The organism is Bradyrhizobium sp. SZCCHNR1098 (assembly GCF_032489375.1).
Taxonomy (GTDB): Bacteria; Pseudomonadota; Alphaproteobacteria; order Rhizobiales; family Xanthobacteraceae; genus Bradyrhizobium.
Window position 1 is genome coordinate 296,389 of the sequence record NZ_JAUEXY010000002.1, and the last position, 21,052, is coordinate 317,440.

The 21,052-nt window shown below is 66.5% G+C and carries 20 protein-coding genes; 16 read left to right on the forward strand and 4 right to left on the reverse strand.

The genetic code is table 11. The features are described from left to right. Positions 1-25 precede the first annotated feature (25 nt). From QX135_RS05570 to mmsB, 16 genes are all read left to right on the forward strand, one after another. Positions 26-1,057 (forward strand): L-idonate 5-dehydrogenase, encoded by a 1,032-nt coding sequence (locus QX135_RS05570; protein ID WP_315738473.1) that lies wholly within the window; start codon positions 26-28, stop codon positions 1,055-1,057. A 17-nt stretch (positions 1,058-1,074) separates the two neighbouring features. Next, complete coding sequence (locus QX135_RS05575) at positions 1,075-2,001, forward strand: sugar kinase (RefSeq protein WP_315811751.1); 927 nt, start codon at positions 1,075-1,077, stop codon at positions 1,999-2,001. Continuing rightward, positions 1,998-2,642: a bifunctional 4-hydroxy-2-oxoglutarate aldolase/2-dehydro-3-deoxy-phosphogluconate aldolase gene (gene eda, locus QX135_RS05580; protein ID WP_315796766.1), complete on the forward strand. Its 645-nt coding sequence runs from the start codon at positions 1,998-2,000 to the stop codon at positions 2,640-2,642. The genes QX135_RS05575 and eda overlap by 4 nt, the downstream gene beginning before the upstream one ends. A gap of 239 nt (positions 2,643-2,881) precedes the next feature. Continuing rightward, complete coding sequence (ytfQ, locus tag QX135_RS05585; protein ID WP_315781805.1) at positions 2,882-3,847, forward strand: galactofuranose ABC transporter, galactofuranose-binding protein YtfQ; 966 nt, start codon at positions 2,882-2,884, stop codon at positions 3,845-3,847. Between the two features lie 113 nt (positions 3,848-3,960). Beyond that, entirely contained in the window at positions 3,961-5,511 is a 1,551-nt protein-coding gene (locus QX135_RS05590; RefSeq protein WP_316176964.1) for a sugar ABC transporter ATP-binding protein, read from the forward strand. Continuing rightward, positions 5,508-6,500: an ABC transporter permease gene (locus QX135_RS05595; protein WP_315811755.1), complete on the forward strand. Its 993-nt coding sequence runs from the start codon at positions 5,508-5,510 to the stop codon at positions 6,498-6,500. The genes QX135_RS05590 and QX135_RS05595 overlap by 4 nt, the downstream gene beginning before the upstream one ends. Beyond that, positions 6,497-7,477, forward strand: a complete 981-nt coding sequence (gene yjfF, locus QX135_RS05600) for a galactofuranose ABC transporter, permease protein YjfF (RefSeq protein WP_315738467.1) — start codon at positions 6,497-6,499, stop codon at positions 7,475-7,477. The genes QX135_RS05595 and yjfF overlap by 4 nt, the downstream gene beginning before the upstream one ends. Further along, complete coding sequence (locus tag QX135_RS05605; RefSeq protein WP_315772067.1) at positions 7,474-8,214, forward strand: FadR/GntR family transcriptional regulator; 741 nt, start codon at positions 7,474-7,476, stop codon at positions 8,212-8,214. The genes yjfF and QX135_RS05605 overlap by 4 nt, the downstream gene beginning before the upstream one ends. After that, complete coding sequence (locus QX135_RS05610; protein WP_316176961.1) at positions 8,211-9,947, forward strand: IlvD/Edd family dehydratase; 1,737 nt, start codon at positions 8,211-8,213, stop codon at positions 9,945-9,947. The genes QX135_RS05605 and QX135_RS05610 overlap by 4 nt, the downstream gene beginning before the upstream one ends. A gap of 9 nt (positions 9,948-9,956) precedes the next feature. Next, entirely contained in the window at positions 9,957-10,886 is a 930-nt protein-coding gene (locus tag QX135_RS05615; protein WP_316176959.1) for a dihydrodipicolinate synthase family protein, read from the forward strand. A 2-nt stretch (positions 10,887-10,888) separates the two neighbouring features. Continuing rightward, complete coding sequence (locus tag QX135_RS05620; RefSeq protein WP_316176958.1) at positions 10,889-11,815, forward strand: Gfo/Idh/MocA family oxidoreductase; 927 nt, start codon at positions 10,889-10,891, stop codon at positions 11,813-11,815. Positions 11,816-11,819: 4 nt separating this feature from the next. Beyond that, positions 11,820-12,902: an aldose epimerase family protein gene (locus QX135_RS05625; RefSeq protein WP_316176956.1), complete on the forward strand. Its 1,083-nt coding sequence runs from the start codon at positions 11,820-11,822 to the stop codon at positions 12,900-12,902. Then, the gene (locus QX135_RS05630) at positions 12,899-13,783 is read left to right on the forward strand and encodes an SMP-30/gluconolactonase/LRE family protein (RefSeq protein ID WP_316176954.1); all 885 of its coding nucleotides are present in this window, start codon (positions 12,899-12,901) and stop codon (positions 13,781-13,783) included. Before QX135_RS05625 ends, QX135_RS05630 begins: the two co-directional genes overlap by 4 nt. Positions 13,784-13,891: 108 nt before the next feature. Further along, positions 13,892-14,962 carry a multiple monosaccharide ABC transporter substrate-binding protein gene (chvE, locus tag QX135_RS05635; protein WP_315796773.1) on the forward strand — a complete coding sequence of 357 codons (1,071 nt, stop codon included), beginning with the start codon at positions 13,892-13,894 and terminating at the stop codon, positions 14,960-14,962. 80 nt (positions 14,963-15,042) lie between these two features. After that, positions 15,043-16,593, forward strand: coding sequence for a multiple monosaccharide ABC transporter ATP-binding protein (gene mmsA, locus QX135_RS05640; RefSeq protein WP_316160409.1), 1,551 nt, complete (start codon positions 15,043-15,045; stop codon positions 16,591-16,593). A 21-nt stretch (positions 16,594-16,614) separates the two neighbouring features. Further along, the gene (mmsB, locus tag QX135_RS05645; protein WP_315738458.1) at positions 16,615-17,805 is read left to right on the forward strand and encodes a multiple monosaccharide ABC transporter permease; all 1,191 of its coding nucleotides are present in this window, start codon (positions 16,615-16,617) and stop codon (positions 17,803-17,805) included. A gap of 149 nt (positions 17,806-17,954) precedes the next feature. Here the strand turns inward: mmsB and QX135_RS05650 are convergent, their stop codons facing one another. The 4 genes from QX135_RS05650 to QX135_RS05665 all read right to left on the reverse strand — a co-directional run bounded on the left by QX135_RS05650 (position 17,955) and on the right by QX135_RS05665 (position 20,965). Next, on the reverse strand, positions 17,955-19,574 hold the full coding sequence (locus QX135_RS05650) for a rhodanese-like domain-containing protein (protein ID WP_316233986.1): 1,620 nt from the start codon (positions 19,572-19,574) through the stop codon (positions 17,955-17,957). After that, positions 19,531-20,121 (reverse strand): cysteine dioxygenase, encoded by a 591-nt coding sequence (locus tag QX135_RS05655; protein ID WP_316233987.1) that lies wholly within the window; start codon positions 20,119-20,121, stop codon positions 19,531-19,533. The genes QX135_RS05650 and QX135_RS05655 overlap by 44 nt, the downstream gene beginning before the upstream one ends. A 71-nt stretch (positions 20,122-20,192) precedes the next feature. Further along, on the reverse strand, positions 20,193-20,354 hold the full coding sequence (locus QX135_RS05660; protein ID WP_315738455.1) for a hypothetical protein: 162 nt from the start codon (positions 20,352-20,354) through the stop codon (positions 20,193-20,195). Positions 20,355-20,446: 92 nt separating this feature from the next. Next, positions 20,447-20,965, reverse strand: coding sequence for a hypothetical protein (locus QX135_RS05665; protein WP_315776255.1), 519 nt, complete (start codon positions 20,963-20,965; stop codon positions 20,447-20,449). Positions 20,966-21,052 lie beyond the last annotated feature (87 nt).

The following is a 21,052-nucleotide window of genomic DNA, read 5'->3' on the forward strand; positions in this document are numbered from 1 at the left end:
GACAACGAGCCAGGGAGAACAGCCGATGCGAGCCGTCGTGATTCATGCGCCCAAGGATCTGCGCATCGACAGCTATCCCGATCCGGCGCCCGGAGCAGGTGAGGTCCGGGTCAAGATCGAAGCCGGCGGCATCTGCGGCTCGGACCTGCACTACTATCATCATGGCGGCTTCGGCACCGTCAGGATCAAGCAGCCGATGGCCCTGGGCCATGAGATCGCCGGCATCGTTGCCGCGGTGGGCAGCGGCGTCAGCGGCCTTGCCGAAGGCGCGCGCGTCGCGGTCAATCCGAGCCTGCCGTGCGGCAGATGTGTCTATTGCCGCGAGGGGCTGCGCAACCAGTGCCTGGACATGCGCTTCATGGGCAGCGCGATGCGCGATCCCCACGTGCAGGGCGGCTTCCGCGAGTTCGTCACCGTCGATGCCGCGCAGGCTGTTCCGATCGCGCCGTCGCTGTCGCTCGGTGAAGCGGCGATGGCCGAGCCGCTGTCGGTGTGTCTGCATGCGGCGCATCAGGCTGGCTCGCTGCTCGGCAAGCGGGTGCTGGTGACCGGCTGCGGCCCGATCGGTGCACTGTCGATCCTGGTTGCGCGTTACGGCGGCGCCGCCGAGATCGTGGCCACTGACGTCGCCGATGCGCCGCTGGTGGTCGCGCGCGCCCTCGGGGCCAGCCACGCCTTCAATGTCGGCGCGGGGCCGTCCGCGCTCGATCCGTGGCGGGCCGGCAAGGGCACGTTCGACGTGTTGTTTGAGGCCTCCGGCAACCAGGCCGCGCTGCGTGCCGCACTGGATGTCATCAGGCCCGGCGGCATCATCGTCCAGCTCGGGCTCGGCGGCGAGATGACCCTGCCGGTCAACACGCTGGTCACGAAGGAGCTGCAATTGCGCGGCACGTTCCGGTTCGACCGCGAATTCGAGCTGGCGGTGCGGCTGATGGGCGAGGGGCTGCTCGACGTCAAGCCATTGATCTCGGCCGCGCTGCCATTCGAGCAGGCGGTTGCCGCGTTCGAGCTCGCCAGCGATCGAAGCCGGTCGATGAAGGTTCATTTGACGTTTTGATGGATGGATCGACGCCGATGAAAGTCGCCTGCATCGGAGAGTGCATGGTGGAGTTCGCGCAGGAGGACGGCAGTCTGTTCCGGCGCGGCTTCGGCGGTGACACGCTGAACACGGCGCTCTATCTGGCCCGGCTCGGCGTGCCCACCTCCTACGTCACCGCGCTCGGTGACGATCCCTTGAGTGCCATGATGCTCGCGGCCTGGCAGGCCGAGGGCATCGACACCTCGGAGGTGCTGCAGGTCGAGGGCCGCGTGCCCGGCCTGTACATGATCGAGCGCGATGCCAAGGGCGAGCGCAGCTTCCTCTATTGGCGCGACCGCGCGCCGGCGCGCGAGCTGTTCGATCGCGCCGACAGCGACATGCTCGACAGGCTTTCGCGCTTCGACTGGATCTATCTCTCCGGCATCAGTCTCTCGCTGTACGGCGAGACCGGCAAGGCCAAGCTGCGCGAGCTCTTGACGGTGGCGCGCAAACGCGGCGCGCGGGTCGCCTTCGACGGCAACTATCGGCCGCGCGGCTGGGCCAGCCGCGAGGCGGCGCAACGCGCATTCCGCGCGATCCTGCCGCTGGTCGACGTCGCGCTGCCGACGCTGGAGGACGAGCAGATGCTGTTCGGCGATTCCGATGCGTCGGTCAGCCTGCGCCGCTTCAAGGACGCCGGCGTGGGCGAAGTCGTCGTCAAGCGCGGCGCGCGCGGCTGTCTGATCCATGCCGATGGCGTGCTGGTCGACATTGCGCCGCCCGCGGTGCTCAAGCCGATCGACACCACGGCGGCCGGCGATTCCTTCAATGCGGGTTATCTCGCCGCGCGCATCAAGGGCGCGCCGCCACGGAAGGCGGCGTTGGCGGGCCACCGGCTGGCGGGGGCCGTGATCATGGCGCCGGGGGCCGTGATTCCGGCAACCGCGATGCCGCGGGACATTCTGGCGATGAGCGAGGCGTGATGAGCACTCTGGACAAGCGCGCGAAGCTCGATGCGGTGCTCGCGCTGGCGCCGGTGATCCCCGTGATCACCATTGACGATGCGGCGCACGCCGTGCCGCTGGCGCGCGCCCTTGTGAGCGGTGGTCTGCGCGTGATCGAGATCACCTTGCGCACGCAAGCCGGTCTCGATGCTGCGCGGGCCATCATTGGCGAGGTGCCGGATGCCGTGGTCGGAATTGGCACCGTGCTGACACCGGCGGACTACGAGCGCGCGGCCAGGCTTGGCGCGGCGTTTGCGATCAGTCCGGGGCTGTCGATCGAGCTGCTGGATGCGGCGAATGCCGGCGAGCTGCCGTTCGCGCCGGGCGTCCAGACCGCGTCGGATCTCATCGCCTGCGTGACGCGCGGCTATGAGCTGGTGAAGTTCTTTCCGGCGGTGCCGGCCGGCGGACTTGCCGCGCTCGATGCGCTGGCGGGGCCATTCCCGAGCGTGCGCTTCTGCCCGACCGGCGGCATCAATGCCGGCAATGCTGCGCAATGGCTCGCGCACAAGAAGGTCGTCGCAATCGGCGGCTCCTGGGTCGCGCCAGCGGCGGACATCAGGGCCGGCGCCTGGGCCGCGATCGAGCTGCGCGCCCGCGAGGCGACCAAGCTGCGGTAGCTGAACGCTGCTGACAACTTAAGATTTCATTGGTGTATGCTGTCGCTCTTGGGCAGTGTGCACGCGCGGGCTCGCACATCCTTTTCAAAAAGTATTACAGTCAAATAATATGACTAGTCAGCCCTGAGGTTCCGTGGAATAACCGGGCACGTCGGCCGTTGAGGCCGGCTGAAAAGGTGCGACGACACCGCTCTGGAGCGGCGGCGCATCCAAAACAGACATTTGGGAGAGAACGCCTGATGACCCTGAAAGCCCTCTTTGCGGCCTCCGCGACGGCCGCCTTGTTGCTTGCCACGTCCGCCAGCGCTGCCGAACTGACCGTCGGCTTCTCGCAGATCGGCTCCGAGTCCGGCTGGCGCGCCGCCGAGACCTCCGTCTCCAAGTCGGAAGCCGCCAAGCGCAAGATCAACCTGAAGATCGCCGACGCGCAGCAGAAGCAGGAAAACCAGATCAAGGCGATCCGCTCCTTCATCGCGCAGGGGGTGGATGCGATCTTCCTGGCGCCGGTCGTGGCCTCGGGCTGGGATGCCGTGCTGAAGGAAGCTAAGGAAGCCAAGATTCCGGTGGTGCTGCTCGACCGTGACATCGATCCGTCGGGCAAGGACCTCTATCTGACCGCCGTTACCTCCGACAGCGTGCATGAAGGCGAGGTCGCCGGCGAGTGGCTCGCCAAGACCGTCGGCGGCAAGGCCTGCAACGTCGTCGAGCTGCAGGGCACGGTCGGCGCCAGCGTCGCCACCAACCGCAAGAAGGGTTTTGACGCGGTCGTCGCCAAGAATGCCAACCTGAAGGTCGTGCGCAGCCAGACCGGCGACTTCACCCGTGCCAAGGGCAAGGAGGTGATGGAGAGCTTCATCAAGGCCGAGAACGGCGGCAAGTCGATCTGCGCGGTCTATGCCCACAACGACGACATGATGGTCGGCGCGATCCAGGCGATGAAGGAAGCCGGGCTCAAGCCGGGAAAGGACGTCCTGACCGTCTCGATCGACGCCGTGCCGGATATCTTCAAGGCGATCGCCGCCGGCGAAGCCAATGCGACCGTCGAGCTGACGCCGAACATGGCGGGCCCGGCCTTCGACGCCATCGTCGCCTTCAAGGAGAAGGGCACCGTTCCGCCGAAGTGGATCCAGACGGAATCGAAGCTCTACACGGCGGCTGACGAGCCGCAGAAGGTCTACGACAGCAAGAAGGGCCTCGGCTACTGAGCCTGGCTGTTGAGCCGTCGTCCCGGCGCTCGCCGGGACGACGGACGACAAGTCGCTGGCGTCCGCACATCGTGCGGACGTCAACCTTCCTGGTGATCGCCAAGTAGTTCGTCATGTCTGATAGTTCAGCTCCGCCGGCGATGCGTCCAGCCCTGCTGGAAATCCGCGGCTTGGCCAAGAGCTTCGGTGCGCTGAAGGCGCTTGATGACGTCGACTTCACGCTGGGTGAGGGCGAGATTCACGCGCTGCTGGGCGAGAACGGCGCCGGCAAGTCGACCCTGATCAAGGTGGTCACCGGGGTGTTCGCGCGGGACGCCGGCAACGTGCGGCTGGCGGACCGCGAGATCGCGCCGCGCTCCGCCAAGGACGCGGTCGATGCCGGCATCGCCACCGTCTATCAGGAAGTCAATCTGCTGCCGAACCTCTCGGTGGCGCAGAATCTCTATCTCGGTCGGCAGCCGACGCGCTTCGGCGTCATGCGCGAGGCCGAGATGCGGCGGCGCGCGCATGCGCTGCTGCTGGAATATGGGCTGGACATCGACGTCGGCGCACCGCTTTCGAGCTACTCGGTCGCGGTCCAGCATATCACGGCGATCGCGCGCGCCGTCGATCTGTCGGCGCGCGTCCTCATTCTCGACGAGCCCACGGCGAGCCTCGACCGCCACGAGGTCGAAATCCTGTTCAAGGTGATGCGAAAGCTCGCGGCTGATGGCATCGGCATCATCTTCGTCAGCCACTTCCTCGATCAGGTCTATGAGATCTGCGACCGCGTCACGGTGCTGCGCAACGGCCGGCTGATCGGCTCGCGCGAGATGGCCGGTCTGCCGCGGCTCGACCTCATCCGCATGATGCTGGGCCGCGAGCTCGCCGAGACCACCGGCGAGCGCGCCGCCAGCCAGCCCGAGACTGCCCGCGAGGTCTGTGTCAGCTTCAAGGGCTATGGCAAGCAGGGTTATCTCGCTCCGTTCGATCTCGAGCTGCGCCGCGGTGAGGTGGTTGGGCTTGCCGGCCTGCTCGGCTCCGGCCGCACCGAGACGGCGCGGCTGGTGTTCGGCGCCGAGCGCGCCGACAGCGGCGCGGCCACCGTCAACGGCGAGACCGTGCGGCTGAATTCGCCGCGCGACGCCGCCGGACTCGGCTTCGGCTATTGCCCGGAGGAGCGCAAGACCGAGGGCATCGTCGCCGATCTGACCGTGCGCGAGAACATCATCCTGGCGCTGCAGGCCCGGCGCGGCCTGCACCGGCCGCTGTCGCGGCGCGAGCAGGATGAGATCGCGATGCGCTACATTCGCATGCTCGACATCAGGCCGCCCGATCCGGAACGGCCGATCGGGCTGCTGTCCGGCGGCAACCAGCAGAAAGCGCTTCTGGCGCGCTGGCTCGCGACCTCGCCGAAGCTTCTCGTGCTGGACGAGCCGACCCGCGGCATCGACGTCGGTGCCCATGCCGAGATCATCCGCCTGGTGCGCGAGCTCTGCGAGCAGGGCCTGGCGCTGCTCGTGATCTCCTCGGAGCTCGACGAGATCGTCACCTATTCCAACCGTGTCGTGGTGCTGCGCGATCGCGCCCATGTCGAGGAGCTGAAAGGGGAGGCCGTCGAAGTCTCCAGCATCCTCGCGGCGATCGCCGCCGATGGCGAGCCGGCGCACGAGGCTGCATCATGACGCTCCGGATTCCGCGCCGTGGTCTCGCGCAAGCCCTGGCACTGATCGTGATCCTGATCATCGATCGCACGGTGTCGCCGCAGTTCTTCAACCTGCATCTGCAGGATGGCCGGCTGTTCGGCAGCGTGATCGACGTGCTCAACCGCGGCACGCCGGTGGCGCTGCTGTCCCTCGGCATGGTGCTGGTGATTGCGACCGGCGGCATCGACCTCTCGGTCGGCGCCGTGATGGCGATCGCAGGCGCCACTGCGGCGAGCCTCGCCGATACGCAGCCGCTGCCGGTCGTGATCGGCTCGGCGCTCGCCGTCGGCCTCGCCTGCGGGCTGTGGAACGGCATCCTCGTCGCCGTCCTGCGCATCCAGCCGATCGTCGCCACGCTCATCCTCATGGTTGCCGGGCGCGGCATCGCGCAGCTCATCACCGAGGGGCGCATCGTCACGTTCACGTCGCCTGACCTGGTGTGGATGGGCAACGGCGCCGTGCTCGGCCTGCCGACGCCGATCGTGATCGCGGTCGGCATGCTGCTGGTGACGGGGGCGGTCGTGCGCGGCACCGCGCTCGGGCTCCTGATCGAGGCGACCGGGGGCAATGCACGCGCGAGCGAGCTCTCCGGCGTCGGCACCCGCGCCATGATCCTGTCGGTCTATGTCTGGTGCGGACTGTGCGCCGCGCTCGCGGGCGTCATTGCGGCCGCCGATATCATGGGCGCCGACGCCAACAATGCCGGGCTGTGGCTCGAGCTCGATGCGATCCTCGCCGTGGTCATCGGCGGCACCTCGCTGTTCGGCGGGCGATTCAGCCTGGTGCTGGCGGTCGCCGGCGCGCTGATCATCCAGGCCATGAACACCGGCATCCTGCTGTCGGGCTATCCGCCGGAGCTCAACCTGCTGGTCAAGGCCGTCGTCGTGCTCGCCGTGCTGCTGGCGCAGTCGCCGCGGCTCGGCGATCTCTCGCGCTTCACCGCGCGCTGGCGGAGGATGAAGCCATGAGAGCATCGACCTCGGTTGCGATCACGGCCTTTGTGCTGGTCGCCGGCTTCGCGTTGTGCGCGTTGCAATTCCCGAACATCGCCTCCACCCGCGTCGTCGCCAATCTGCTCACCGACAACGCCTTCCTCGGCATCGTTGCGGCGGGGATGACCTTCGTCATCATCTCCGGCGGCATCGATCTGTCGGTCGGCTCGGTGATCGGCTTCACCACGGTGTTCGTGGCGCTCGCGATCGAGCGCTGGGGCATCCCGCCCTTTGCCGCGTTCGCAATGGTGCTCGTGCTGTGCGCGCTGTTCGGCGCCGCGATGGGCGCCGTCATCCACGTCTTCGACCTGCCGCCTTTCATCGTGACCCTCGCGGGCATGTTCCTGGCACGCGGCGTCAGCTTCCTGCTGTCGACCGAGTCGATTCCGATCACCGCGCCGATTTACAGCGCCGTGTCCGATTTCGCGATCCGGCTGCCAGGCGGCGGACGACTCACCGCGATTGCGATCGCCATGCTGGTCATCCTGGTCTTGAGCGCGCTGCTGCTGCACCTCACCCGTTTCGGCGCGAACGTCTATGCGCTCGGCGGCAGCCGCGCCGCGACGGCCCTGATGGGCATTCCGGTCGGACCGATGACGATCCGCATCTATATGCTGTCGAGCGTGCTTGCCGGCCTCGCCGGCATCGTCTTCTCGTTCTACACCGCGGCCGGCTATTCGCTTTCTGCGGTCGGTGTCGAGCTCGACACCATCGCCGCGGTGGTGATCGGCGGAACATTGTTGACGGGCGGGCAGGGCTCCGTCATCGGCACCTTCCTTGGCGTCCTGATCCAGGGCATGATCCAGACCTACATCAACTTCGACGGCACGCTGTCGAGCTGGTGGACCAAGATCGCCACGGGGGTTCTGTTGTTCGTTTTCATTGCGCTGCAGCAAGGTCTGATGGCGCTGGCGCGCCGCTCGTCCGTCAAACCGGCGGGGGCGAGGACATGACCTCGCAACTCGTCTCGATTCCGACACGGCGCGCGCATTCCAACCATGCCGAGGTCGCCCGCAGCATCGGCATCGACATCATCTCCGGCCGTTTGGCCGAGGGAGCGCGCCTTCCCGGCGATGCCGAACTGACGGCGACGTTCGGCGTGTCGCGTCCGGTGCTGCGCGAAAGCGTGAAGACGCTCGTTGCAAAAGGGCTGCTGTCGACCAAGGCGCGCGTCGGCACCGTGGTGCGCGGACGCTCGGACTGGAACATGTTCGATCCCGACGTGCTCGCCTGGCATCTGGATGCCGGCATAGACAAGCGCTTCCTCGCCGACCTTGCCGAGATCCGGCTGGCGATCGAGCCGCGCGCTGCGGCGCTCGCTGCCGAACGCCGCAGCGAGGACGATCTTGCCGCGATGAGCAAGGCGATGGCGCAGATGGAGCGCGAGCCGTCGACCTCGGTCGCCTTCGCCGAAGCCGACCTCGCTTTGCACATCGCGATCGCCAATGCCTCCGGCAATCCCTTCATGCGCTCGATCGGCGCCGTCATCGAAGCCGCCTTGCGCGCCTCGTTCGTCCTGAGCGCCCCGATCGAGACTGCCGATCGCGACACCGTGCTGGTCTGGCACCAGCGCATCATCGACGCGATCGCCGCTCGAGACGCCGAGGGCGCCTCCGAGGCGATGATCGAAGTCATCTACAACGGCCGGCGGCGCCATGCCCAGTCGGCTGCACGAACGGACCGGGAATGAGCAACGACAACGAGAAGAAGACGCTGCGGAGCCAGGCGTGGTTCGGCCGCCAGGACAAGATGGGCTTCTATTATCGCTCATTCCTGAAGAACAGCGGCACGCCGCAGGACCGGTTCGAGGGCCGTCCGGTCATCGGCATCTGCAACACCTGGTCGGAGCTGACGCCCTGCAACGCGCATTTCCGCGTCATCGCCGAGCATGTCCGGCAGGGCGTGCTCGACGCCGGCGGCTATCCGCTCGAATTCCCCGTCTCCTCGCTCGGCGAGGTGACGATGCGTCCCACCGCGATGCTGTTCCGCAACCTCGCCTCGATGGATGTCGAGGAGGCGATCCGCGCGCACCCGCTCGACGGCGTCGTGCTGCTGATGGGCTGCGACAAGACCACGCCGGCGCTCTTGATGGGCGCCGCCTCGGCCAACCTGCCTGCGATCGGTGTTTCAGGCGGGTCACAGCTGCGCGGCGTCTATCGTGGCCAGATCATCGGCTCCGGCACCAACATCATCTCGATGAGCGAGCAACTGCGTGCCGGCGAGATCACGCTGAAGGAATTCCACGAGGCCGAGGCCGGCATGAACCGCTCCGCCGGCAGCTGCATGACCATGGGCACGGCCTCGACGATGGCGTCGATGGTGGAAGCGCTCGGCATCGGCTTGCCGGAAAACGCAGCGATCCCTGCTGCGGACGCGCGCCGCAACCTGCTGGCGCGCATGGCCGGCCGCCGCATCGTCGAGATGGTGGCTGAGGATCTCAAGCCGTCCGACATCCTGACGCGGCAGGCGTTCGAGAATGCGATCCGCACGCTGGCCGCGATCGGCGGCTCGACCAACGCCGTCGTGCATCTTCTCGCCATCGCTGGCCGTGTCGGCGTCGAGCTGACGCTCGATGATTTCGATCGGCTCTGCCGCGACGTGCATTGCCTGGTCGACCTGATGCCGTCGGGCCGCTTCCTGATGGAGGACTTCTATTACGCCGGCGGCCTGCCGGCGGTGCTGCGTGCGCTCGGCGAGCGCGGCCTGCTGCACAAGGACGCCCGAACCGTCAACGGCAAGACGCTATGGGACAACGTCGCCGCCGCGCCGAACTGGAACGCCGAGGTCATCACCCCGTTCGAGACCCCGTTCAAGACGGAAGCCGGCATTGCCATTCTCACCGGCAATCTCGCCCCCAACGGCGCCGTCATCAAGCCGTCGGCGGCCTCGCCGGAACTGATGAACCATACGGGACGCGCGGTCGTGTTCGAGAGCGTCGAGGAGATGCATGACGCCGTCGACGACGACAATCTCGACATCGACGCGTCCTGCATCATGGTGCTGAAGAACTGCGGACCGAAGGGCTATCCGGGCATGGCCGAGGTCGGCAACATGCCGCTCCCGGCGAAGCTCCTGCGCCAGGGCGTGCGCGACATGATCCGCATCTCGGATGCGCGCATGTCGGGCACCGCCTACGGCACCGTCGTCCTGCACGTCGCGCCGGAGGCCACCGTCGGTGGACCGCTGGCGCTGGTGAAGAATGGCGACATGATCACGCTCGACGTCGCCGCCCGCGCGCTGCATCTGCATGTCAGCGACGAGGAGCTGGCGACGCGCCGCGCCGCATGGACGCCGCCGAAGCCGCATGCGGCTCGCGGCTATCAGAAGCTCTACATCGATCACGTGCTGCAGGCGGATCGCGGCGTTGATTTCGATTTTCTCGTTGGCCGCAGCGGCTCGCCGGTGCCGCGCGACAATCACTAGAGGTGCCGCATGACCGCTTCCGCCAAAAAGCTCTACAAGGGCGTCTTCCCGGTCGCGCCGACCATCTTCGACGCTGACGGCCGCCTCGATCTCGAGGGCCAGAAGCGCGCGATCGACTTCATGATCGATGCCGGCTCGCACGGCATCTGCATCCTCGCCAATTTCTCCGAGCAGTTCGTGCTGACCGATGACGAGCGCGATCTGGTGATGACCACGGTGCTGGATCATGTCGCCGGCCGCGTGCCGATCATCGTCACCACGACGCATTTCTCGACCTTCGTCTGCGCCGAGCGCTCGCGCCGCGCGCAGGAGAAGGGCGCGGCCATGGTCATGGTGATGCCGCCCTATCACGGCGCCACCTTCCGCGTGCCTGATAGCTCGATCTACGAGTTCTATCGCGGCGTGTCGGACGCGATCTCGATCCCGATCATGGTGCAGGACGCGCCGGTCGCCGGCACGCCGCTATCGGTGCCGTTCTTGGCGCGCATGGCCAAGGAGATCGAGAACCTCGCTTATTTCAAGATCGAGGTGCCGCGCGCGGCCGACAAGTTGCGCGCGCTGATCGAGGCAGGCGGCACGGCGATCGAAGGTCCGTGGGACGGCGAGGAGGCAATCACCCTGATGGCCGATCTCGACGCGGGCGCCACCGGCGCGATGACCGGCGGCGGCTATCCCGACGGCATTCGCAAGATCATCGATCCGTATTTCGCGGGCGACCGCGAGGCCGCGGCGGCGGCCTATGAGCGCTGGCTGCCGCTGATCAACTACGAGAACCGGCAGTGCGGGCTTGCCACCTGCAAGATCCTGATGAAGGAGGGCGGCGTGATCCGCCACGACACCTTGCGTAGCCCGCAGCCGGCGATTCATCCGGCGACGCAAAAGGGCCTGATCGAGATCGCGCGCCGGCTCGACCCGGTCGTGCTGCGCTGGGGCCGCTAGAGATGAGCGAGCTTCGTGTCGCCATCGTTGGCTTCGGCAAGATCGCCAGGGATCAGCACGTGCCGGCGATCGCCGCCACCGAGGGCGTGACGTTGACGGCAGTGGCGAGTCGCAATGCCTCGCTGCCCGGCCTGCCGCATTTCGGCACGATCGAAGAGCTGCTGCGCGACGGACCCGAGATCGACGTGGTCGCGCTGTGCACCCCGCCGCAGGTGCGCCGCGCGCAGGCGCTCGTCGCGCTGGAAGCCGGCAAGCATGTGATGCTGGAGAAGCCGCCGGGCGCCGCCGTCAGCGAGCTCGATCCGCTGGTCGCGCTTGCCGCCGCGAAGCGGCGCACGCTGTTCGCGACCTGGCATTCACGTTACGCGCCCGCCGTCGAGCCGGCGCGCGAGTGGCTGTCTTCCCGCCAGATTCGCAGCGTGCGGATCGACTGGAAGGAGGACGTGCGCGTCTGGCATCCGGGGCAGGGCTGGATCTGGGAGCCGGGCGGGTTAGGGGTGTTCGATCCCGGAATCAACGCGCTGTCGATCCTGACCCGCATTCTGCCAGAGCCGGTGTTCGTGACCGAGGCGGAGCTGTCGTTCCCGTCCAACCGCCAGGCGCCGATCGCGGCCAGCCTGTCGCTGTCGACGGCGAGCGACCTGCCGATCGCGGCCGAGTTCGACTTCCGCCAGACCGGGCCGCAGAGCTGGGACATCCGGATCGAGACCGACGCAGGCCAGTTGACGCTGTCGCTGGGCGGCGCGCGGATGACCGCGGACGATCAGCCGATGGTCGACGAGAAGGAGCGCGAGTATCCCGGCCTCTACCGTCGCTTCGTCGAACTCACAAGGACCGGCGCGAGCGACGTCGATCTGGCGCCGCTGCGGCTGGTGGCTGACGCTTTCCTGCTCGGTCGCCGCCAATTCGTCGAGCCGTTCGAGGACTGACGCCATGGCGGAGCAGGCACGGATCACCCGGGATGTCTTCGGCACGCTGCCGGACGGCCGCGAGGTCGAGCGCGTCACCTTGCGTGGCGCTCACGGCTTCGAGGCGCGGATCATCACTTACGGCGCGGCGCTGCAGGCGCTGCTGGTGCCGGATGCGCAGGGCCGCGTCGACGACGTCGTGCTCGGCCACGACGACCTGCTGAGCTACCTCAAGCTCCGGAAATTTTTCGGTGCAACGGTCGGACGCTACGCCAACCGCATTGCCAAGGCGCGCTTTTCGCTCGACGGTCAGGACCTGCGCCTCGACGCCAATAATGGTGCGCATGCATTGCATGGCGGCCCCGACGGCTTCGACCGCAAGCTCTGGCAGATCGTCGCCACCGAAGACGGCGCCCAGCCCTCGGTCACGATGCTCTATGTCAGTCCCGACGGCGAGGCCAACTATCCGGGGCGGCTCGACGTTCGTGTCACCTATCAGTTGACCGGGCCTATGGAGTTGGCTGTCAGCTTCAGCGCCCGGACCACCCGGACGACGGTGGTCAACCTGACCAACCACAGCTTCTTCAATCTCGATGGCCTGGCCGCCGGCACCGGCATTCTCGATCATCGTTTGACAGTCGAAGCCGACCACTATCTCGCGATCGACGAGACTGCGATCCCGCTGGCGGGGCCGCCGCATTCCGTCGTGGGGACGCCTTTCGATTTCCGCGACGCGCATCCCATTGGTGCGCGCATCCGTGCCGACGATGCGCAGATCAAATGTGGCCGCGGCTATGATCATAATTTCTGTCTGCGCGACGGCTCTGGCGTGCGTTTCGCGGCCCGGCTCGAGTCGCCGCGCTCCGGGCGGATCATGGAGTTGCTCACCGACCAGCCGGGCCTGCAGGTCTATTCAGGCAACTATCTTGACGCGACCGTGAGCGGCAAGGGGCGTGTCTATCGTCAATCCGACGCGCTCTGCCTGGAGCCGCAGGTCTGGCCTGACAGTCCGAACCGTCCGGATTTTCCAAGCGCGCGCCTTGGGCCCGACGACGTCTATGAGCACGAGACCGTGTATCGCTTCTCAACCGCGGGAGCGCCCAGATGATCGAGCAGGTGCCGACCACGATCCTCTGCGACGAGCGCTGCCATCTCGGCGAGGGGCCGACCTACGATCCCCACACCGACACCGCCTGGTGGTTCGACATTCGGGAGGGTCTGCTGTTCGAGGCCAAGATCGGCAGCGGCGAAGTCCGCCGCCACGGGCTCGGCAAGATGGCGAGCGCGCTCGGCCGCGTCGATGCCAACAGGCAGCTGATCGTGGCCGAGGACGGACTCTACATCCGCAGCGTCGCCGACGGCGCGCTGTCGCTGCATCTGCCGCTCGAAGCCGACAATCCGGCGACGCGGTCGAACGATTCGCGGGTCCATCCCTCCGGCACGTTCTGGATCGGCACCATGGGCCGCAACGCCGAGTGCGGCCTGGGCTCGATCTATGCGCTGCATCGCGGCGAGATCATCCGGTTGTTCCCCAACGTCACCATTCCCAACGCGATCTGCTTCTCGCCGGATGGCGCGATCGGCTATTTCGCCGATACGGATGAGAACGTCCTCTACCGTGTCGCGCTCGACCCGGAGACGGGCCTGCCGCGCGGCGAGCCGGAGGTGCTGCTGCGCCATGCCGGTGTCGGTGGGCTCGATGGCGCCGTCGTCGATGCCGAGGGACGGATCTGGAACGCACGCTGGGGCGGCGGTTGTGTCGACGTCTACAGCCCGCAGGGCGAGCATCTGCGCAGCATCGCGGTTCCGGCCAGCCAGGCGAGCTGCCCGGCGTTCGTCGGTCCCGATCTGTCGCGCCTGCTGGTGACGTCGGCCTGGCAGGACATGGACGAGGCGGCCAAGGCGGCCGACCCCGGCCATGGCCAGACTTTCCTTCTTGACGTCGGCGCTCACGGTCGCGCCGAGCCCGACGTCAAGCTGTCGATCTGAGAGGAGGAACAATCAGTCAAGCGTCGTTCAGCCTAACAGCTAACTGGTATCAAGATACGCAATCGGGTATCTCTTGTCAAAATTCGAAAATCCAAAGGGAGTGAAGACATGTCGAGAATGAAGACCATCATGGCCGCCGCGCTGGCCGGCCTCGGCGCGATGGCGCTGTCCAGCGCCGCACTGGCCCAGAGCAAGGGGACCGTCGGCATCGCGATGCCGACCAAATCCTCGGCGCGCTGGATCGACGACGGCAACAACATCGTGAAGGTGCTGAAGGAGCGCGGCTACACCACCGACCTGCAATATGCCGAGGACGATATTCCGAACCAGCTCTCGCAGATCGAGAACATGGTGACCAAGGGCGCCAAGGTGCTGGTGATCGCCGCGATCGACGGCACCACGCTGTCGGACGTGCTGAAGCAGGCCAAGGCCAAGGGCATCACCGTGATCGCCTATGACCGCCTGATCCGCGACACGCCGAACCTCGACTACTACGCGACCTTCGACAACTTCCAGGTCGGCGTGCTGCAGGCGCAGTCGATCGTGGACAAGCTCGGGCTGAAGGACGGCAAGGGACCGTTCAACATCGAGCTGTTCGGCGGCTCGCCGGACGACAACAACGCCTACTTCTTCTACAATGGCGCGATGTCGGTGCTGCAGCCCTATCTCGACTCCGGCAAGCTCGTGGTCGCCTCCGGCCAGAAGGGCATGGACAAGGTTGCGACCCTGCGCTGGGACGGTGCCACCGCCCAGGCCCGCATGGACAACCTGCTCAGCGCCTATTACGGCAACAAGCGTGTCGATGCGGTGCTGTCACCCTATGACGGCCTCTCGATCGGCATCATCTCGTCCTTGAAGGGCGTCGGCTATGGCAGCGGCAACCAGCCGATGCCGGTCATCTCCGGCCAGGACGCCGAGGTGCCGTCGGTCAAGGCGATCCTGCGCGGCGACCAGTACTCGACCATCTTCAAGGACACCCGCGACCTCGCCAAGGTGACCGCCGACATGGTCGATGCTTCGCTGAGCGGCAAGGAAGTGAAGGTCAACGACACCAAGACCTACAACAACGGCGTCAAGGTCGTCCCGGCCTATCTGCTCAAGCCGGTCGTGGTCGACAAGAGCAACTGGGAGAAGGTCCTGATCGAAGGCGGCTACTACAAAAAGTCGCAGGTCGAGTGATCTCATGGCCGGCGAGCGCGGCCATGCGCTCGCCGGCTCCTCTTATCTCAACGACTTCAAGTGTTGCGGGATACAGCGCGATGACGGCAATCCTCGAGATGCGCAGCGTCAGCAAGAGCTTCGTGGGCGTGCAGGCGCTCCGCGACGTCAGCTTTACGGTCGCGGCGGGCGAGATCCACGCCCTCGTCGGCGAGAATGGCGCCGGCAAGTCGACCCTGATGAAGGTGCTGAGCGGCGTCTATCCGTACGGCCGCTATGAGGGCCAGATCATCTTCGAAGGCGAGGAGCGGCGCTTCCGTGACATCAACGATTCCGAGGCGCTCGGCATCATCATTATCCACCAGGAGCTCGCGCTGATTCCGCTGATGTCGATCGCCGAGAACATCTTCCTGTCGCATGCGCCGTCACGCTTTGGCGTCATCGATCGCGACGAGGTCTACCGGCGCACCCAGCAATTGCTGGCTCAGGTGGGATTGAAGGAATCGCCGGATACGCTGATCACCGATCTCGGCGTCGGCAAGCAGCAATTGGTCGAGATCGCCAAGGCGCTGTCCAAGCGCGTCAAGCTCTTGATCCTGGACGAGCCGACGGCAAGCCTCAACGAGGCCGACAGCCAGGCGCTGCTCGACCGCCTCGTCACCTTCCGCGACCAGGGCATCTCGTCGATCCTGATCACGCACAAGCTGAACGAGGTGGCCCGCGTCGCTGATCGCATCACGGTGCTGCGCGACGGACGCAGCGTCGACAGCATCGATTGCCGCGCCGAGCCGGTCCTGGAGGACCGGATCATCAAGAGCATGGTCAATCGCGACATGGCGCACCGCTTCCCTGAGCGGCAGCCGAAGATCGGCGAGCCCGTGTTCACGGTCGAGAACTGGTCGGTCTACCATCCGCAGCATACCGACCGCCAGGTAATCAAGAACGTCGATTTCCAGGTGCGCCGCGGCGAGATCGTCGGCATCGCCGGCCTGATGGGCGCGGGGCGCACCGAATTCGCCATGAGCCTGTTCGGCCGCTCCTGGGGCGTCAACATCACCGGTCGCGCCCGTCTCGAAGGCCACGACGTCACTCTCAACAGCGTACCGGCCGCGATCGACGCTGGCCTCGCCTATGTCACCGAGGACCGCAAGCAGCTCGGCCTGATTCTGGCCGACGACGTGCGCAAGAACATCACGCTGGCGAGCCTCGCGCAGGTCGCGCCGAAGGGCGTGATCGACGACATCGCCGAGCTCAAGGCGGCGTCCGGCTACCGCGGCCGGATGCGGATCCGCTGCTCCGACGTCTATCAGGAGGCCGGCCAGCTCTCCGGCGGCAACCAGCAGAAGGTCGTGCTGTCGAAATGGCTGATGACCGATCCCAAGGTCTTGATCCTCGACGAGCCGACGCGGGGCATCGACGTTGGCGCAAAGTATGAGATTTACTGTATCATCCAGGAGCTCGCGGATGCCGGCCGGGGTGTTGTCGTGATCTCATCGGAGATGCCGGAGCTGCTCGGAATCTGCGACCGCATCTGCGTGATGAATGACGGCGCCTTCGTCGGCGAGTTCGCCGGGCCGGAGGCGACGCAGGAAAAGATCATGCGCGCCATCATGCGTAATGAAACCATCAAGAACCAGGAGACGGCCGCGTAAGCGGTCGGGAGGACGCCAGCAATGACCGACAAGACGGTTTCGCTCCCGGAGGAGAAGTCGCACAGCGGCTTCCTGAAGAACAATCTGCGCAGCTACGGCATGCTGCTGTCGCTGTTCGTGATCATGCTGTTCTTCCAGTTCATGACCGACGGCACCCTGCTGCAGCCGCTCAACCTCACCAACCTGGTGCTGCAGAACAGCTATATCGTCATCATGGCGCTGGGCATGCTGCTGGTGATCGTGACCGGGCACATCGATTTGTCGGTCGGCTCGGTTGCGGGCTTCGTCGGCGCCGTCGCCGCCGTGCTGATGGTGCGCTATCACGTCGACTTCCCGCTTGCGATCATCGCCTGCCTGATCGTCGGCGCCGCGATCGGCGCCGCGCAGGGTTATTGGGTGGCCTATTTCGGCATTCCGTCATTCATCGTCACCTTGGCGGGCATGCTGGTGTTCAAGGGCCTGGCGCTGGCGCTGCTGCAGGGGCAATCGGTCGGGCCGTTCCCGGGTACGTTCCAGAAGCTGTCGTCCGGCTTCATCCCTGAGTTCATGCCGAGCGCGGCGCATCTTTATCCCACGTCGCTCGCGATCGGCGCGGTGCTGACGCTCATTCTGGTCTATGCCAGCGTCAAGGGCCGTGCGCGCGAGGTGGAGCACGGCATCGAGGTCGAGCCGTTCGGCTTCTTCGCTGCCAAGAACGTCGTGCTGGCCGGCGCACTGATGTATTTCACCTATCTGATCGCCTCGCATCGCGGCCTGCCCAACGTGCTGGTCATCATGACGGCGCTGATCGCGCTCTACGGCTTCATGACGCGCCGCACCGTGGTCGGCCGGCAGATCTATGCGGTCGGCGGCAACGCCAAGGCCGCCAAGCTGTCGGGCATCAAGACCGAGCGGCTCGTGTTCATGACCTTCGTCAACATGGGCGTGCTGGCCGCGCTGGCCGGCCTGATCTTCGCCGCCCGGCTCAACACCGCGACGCCGAAGGCCGGCCTCGGCTTCGAGCTCGACGTCATCGCGGCCTGCTTCATCGGCGGTGCCTCGGCCTATGGCGGCGTCGGACGGGTCGGCGGCGCTGTCATCGGCGCCATGATCATGGGCGTGATGAACAACGGCATGTCCATTCTCGGCGTCGGCATCGACTATCAGCAGGTCATCAAGGGCCTGGTGCTGCTCGGCGCCGTCTGCATCGACGTCTACAACCAGCGCCGCTGAGTTCGGCGCGCAGCTCCCGGTGACGCTGTAACGACCTAGGGTAGGCAAAGCGGCGCCTGCCCACCACGTCTCGCGACCCGCGTGAAAGCGGTGGGCACGCGGCATTCGCGTCGCGAATGCGGCTTTGCCCACCCTGCGCATTCACAGAACTACACCACGTGGAAATTCGACACGCTGTCATTGGCGAGCTGAGCGACGAGCTGCAGCTCCCAGTCGATATAGGCCTGCATCGCTTCGGCGGCGTTGTCGGTGCCCTCATAGGGACGCTTGTAGACGTCGTCGGCAAGCGAGATCCATGAGGACCGATCGCTCTCCAGCACATGCCCGGCAGCCGTCCAGGCGCGCGTGCCGCCGGTGAGCACGCGCAGCTCACGCGTCGTCGCGGCACGTGCATCCGCAAGCGCAAACGCGGCTTCGCTGCCGTCGTTGCTGGTCAGCACGATCGGACCGTCGCCGGGCAGCTTGGCGAGATCATCCGCAAAGCGCGACGCCAGCACGAAATGTGCGCCCGGAATGTGTCCGGCCTTGTAGCTCGGACTGCGCGTGAGATCGACGATCGTCCACGCAGCGGGATCGGCCGCGAGTTGCTCGGCGCTGATTGCCGCGTCGCCAAGCTGCGGCAGCGGCGGTCGGCGTGCGGCGCGGATTTCCGTCTCGGTCGCTCCAACGACATCCGGTCCCACGACCGCCACGTCCCAGCCCATCTGCTTCAGCCATGACGCCGTCATGCGCGCGCGCACGCCGTCATCGTCGAACAGCACCAGACGGGCGCCGCGCACGCCCACCCACTCGTCGGTCGCCTGCACCAGCTGGCCGCCAGGTGCCGACGCGAAGCCGGTCGGATGGCCGGCGGCATGTTCCTCGGGCGTGCGGACGTCGAGGCAATACAGCGTGCGCACCCCGGCTTCGGCCTGATGGCGCGCGAATGTCGCGGCATCGAGCACGCCGACGCCGACGCGCTCGGCCCAGGCCTTGGCATCAGCCAGCGCGGTCGCGTAGCTCGTCCGTGGCCGCTCCAGGACGCGCGCGGTCTTGCCGCGCTCGACCTGATGGCCGGCAAGTGTCCAGCCGATCGTGCCGTTGCGCAACGCATAGATCTTGTTCGGCAGCCCGGCATTGATCAGCGACTGCGTGCCGATGATCGAGCGCGTGCGTCCGGCGCAGTTGACGATGATCGTGGTGTCGGGCGACGGCGCGACCTCGCGCGCCCGAAACGCCAGCTCGCCGCCGGGGACGCTGACCCCGCGCGGGATGCTCATGGTGCGATATTCCTCGAAGCGGCGGGCGTCGAGCACGACCAGGTTCGACTCGCGCTCGATCAGCGCCTTGGCTTCGTCGGCCGACAGCGACGGCGTGTGCCGGATGGCCTCGACCAATTCGCCGAACGCCTTGCTCGGCACGTTGACGTCCCGGAACACCTCGCCATGGCGCGCATAGCCCGACAGCCCGCCAGCGAGCATCGCGACGTCGGTGTAGCCCAGTGCATGAATGCGCGGCACCGCGCGGGCGGCATAGCCTTCGCCATCATCATAAACGACGACGGCTACATTCAGACGCGGCACGAGATCGAGGATGCGCAGCTCGATCTGCGACAGTGGCAGCGACACCGCGAAGAACGGGTGCGACAGCGAGTAGGGGCCTTCCTCGCGGACATCGAGCAGCGCAACCTCCTCGCCGGCGCGCCAGCGCCGCCGCAACTCGGTCGGTGTGATGATGCGGAAACCGTCAGGCGGCGGTGCGGTCGGGCCAGAGGTTGGGGACGGTGTCATTCGAATATCCGGAAATGAAGTCTCGGGCGGCGCCGGTCTCCGCATCGTACACCGCGCGGCGGATGCGGCCGATATTGCCGCCATAGACGTGGATGCTGATCGAGGAGCGGTCCGCCAGACCGTTGGAGATCGCGTGGATGTCGCCAATGTGTGGCGATACCGCGGCCGTTTGTCCAGCCCGCAGCCGCTCCGGCGCAGCCGCGCGCAACGTGCCGTCCGGCTGCCGCGCATAGCTGACGGAGAGTTCCTCGCCGCGCAGCACGCCGACGAGGCCCCAGACGCGATGGTCGTGCACCGGCGTGCCCTGGCCGGGGCCCCACACGAAGCTCACGATGGAGAACCGATCGAGCGGATCGGCATACAGCAGATATTGTCGGTAGCGGCCGCCGTCGGCGACCGCAAAGGCCTGAGGCAGCCAGTCGTCATGCGCGATCAGCTCCTTCAGTTTCGGTGCGAGCGCGGCGAGCAGCTCCGGCTCGTTTGTCGTGCTTGCGACGAGGCGTGCCGTATCGGCGACGAAGTCGCGGAAGCGCGCAATGTCAGTCATGTCGGGCTCGTGTCGTATCGAGGCGGGAGGCCGCCGATGGGCGGCGCGATGTGCGAGGGATCTGGTCCCACTCAGACGTGAGGGCCGAGCATCGCGATGTAGAACAGGTCCTCATTGGACAACTCGGCGGCCGGGCGCCGGGTGAGGATGTCGTGCGCTTTGAGACGGCTGTCAGCGCGCCCTTGCGGCAGCAAATGACCGAGCCAGCCTCCGAACCATGAGACGTAGCGCATGAGAGCCTCCGCGCGGTTTGATCACGTCCTTGATATCACGCCTCGACCGGCATCGAACAGAGCCCGGCACGGCTCCGCATCACTTTGGCAGATCATGCCTGCTGAAGCACCTCGCCGGCAAATTCCTTTTCCGCATCGTACGCGTCGCGCTGCTCTGCTTCTCCATCGGTCGCGTCTGCGCCGGCATTCCGGCCCGTCAGGCTTTCGTGCCAATGGGTGCGGAATGCCATCCATGATGCGTGATCCTGGAAGGCAACCTCGGCGAACCACTCGACCGTGACGGCGCCGCTCGGCCAGTAGCGTTCCTGGTCATGCCAGCACACGACAGGCCAGCGCGGATTGCGGTAGGAGCGGCCGGTCTCATCATGCAGCGATGGCCGGCCGAGATGATCGATCAGCCATGACATCACCTCGGGCAGGAACGTGGCGGCAAACGACACGCCATGGCGGCCGAGCCGCTGCGGCATGCGCATGACGCGCTGATCGATGATGGCGAAGGCCGGCGGCACCGCGCCGACATTGAACTGGCGGATCATCAGCAGGCGGAAGCCGCAGTCGCAGAGCTCGGCAGGCACGGCATGGATCGCCGTCGGCTGAAGTGGAGCCGCGATGTTCATACCAGTGCTCCCTGCGCCTGTCCGAGCGCGAGGTCGATGGCGTGCTGCAACGCTGTGCGCGTCGGCACATCGCTGCGTTTC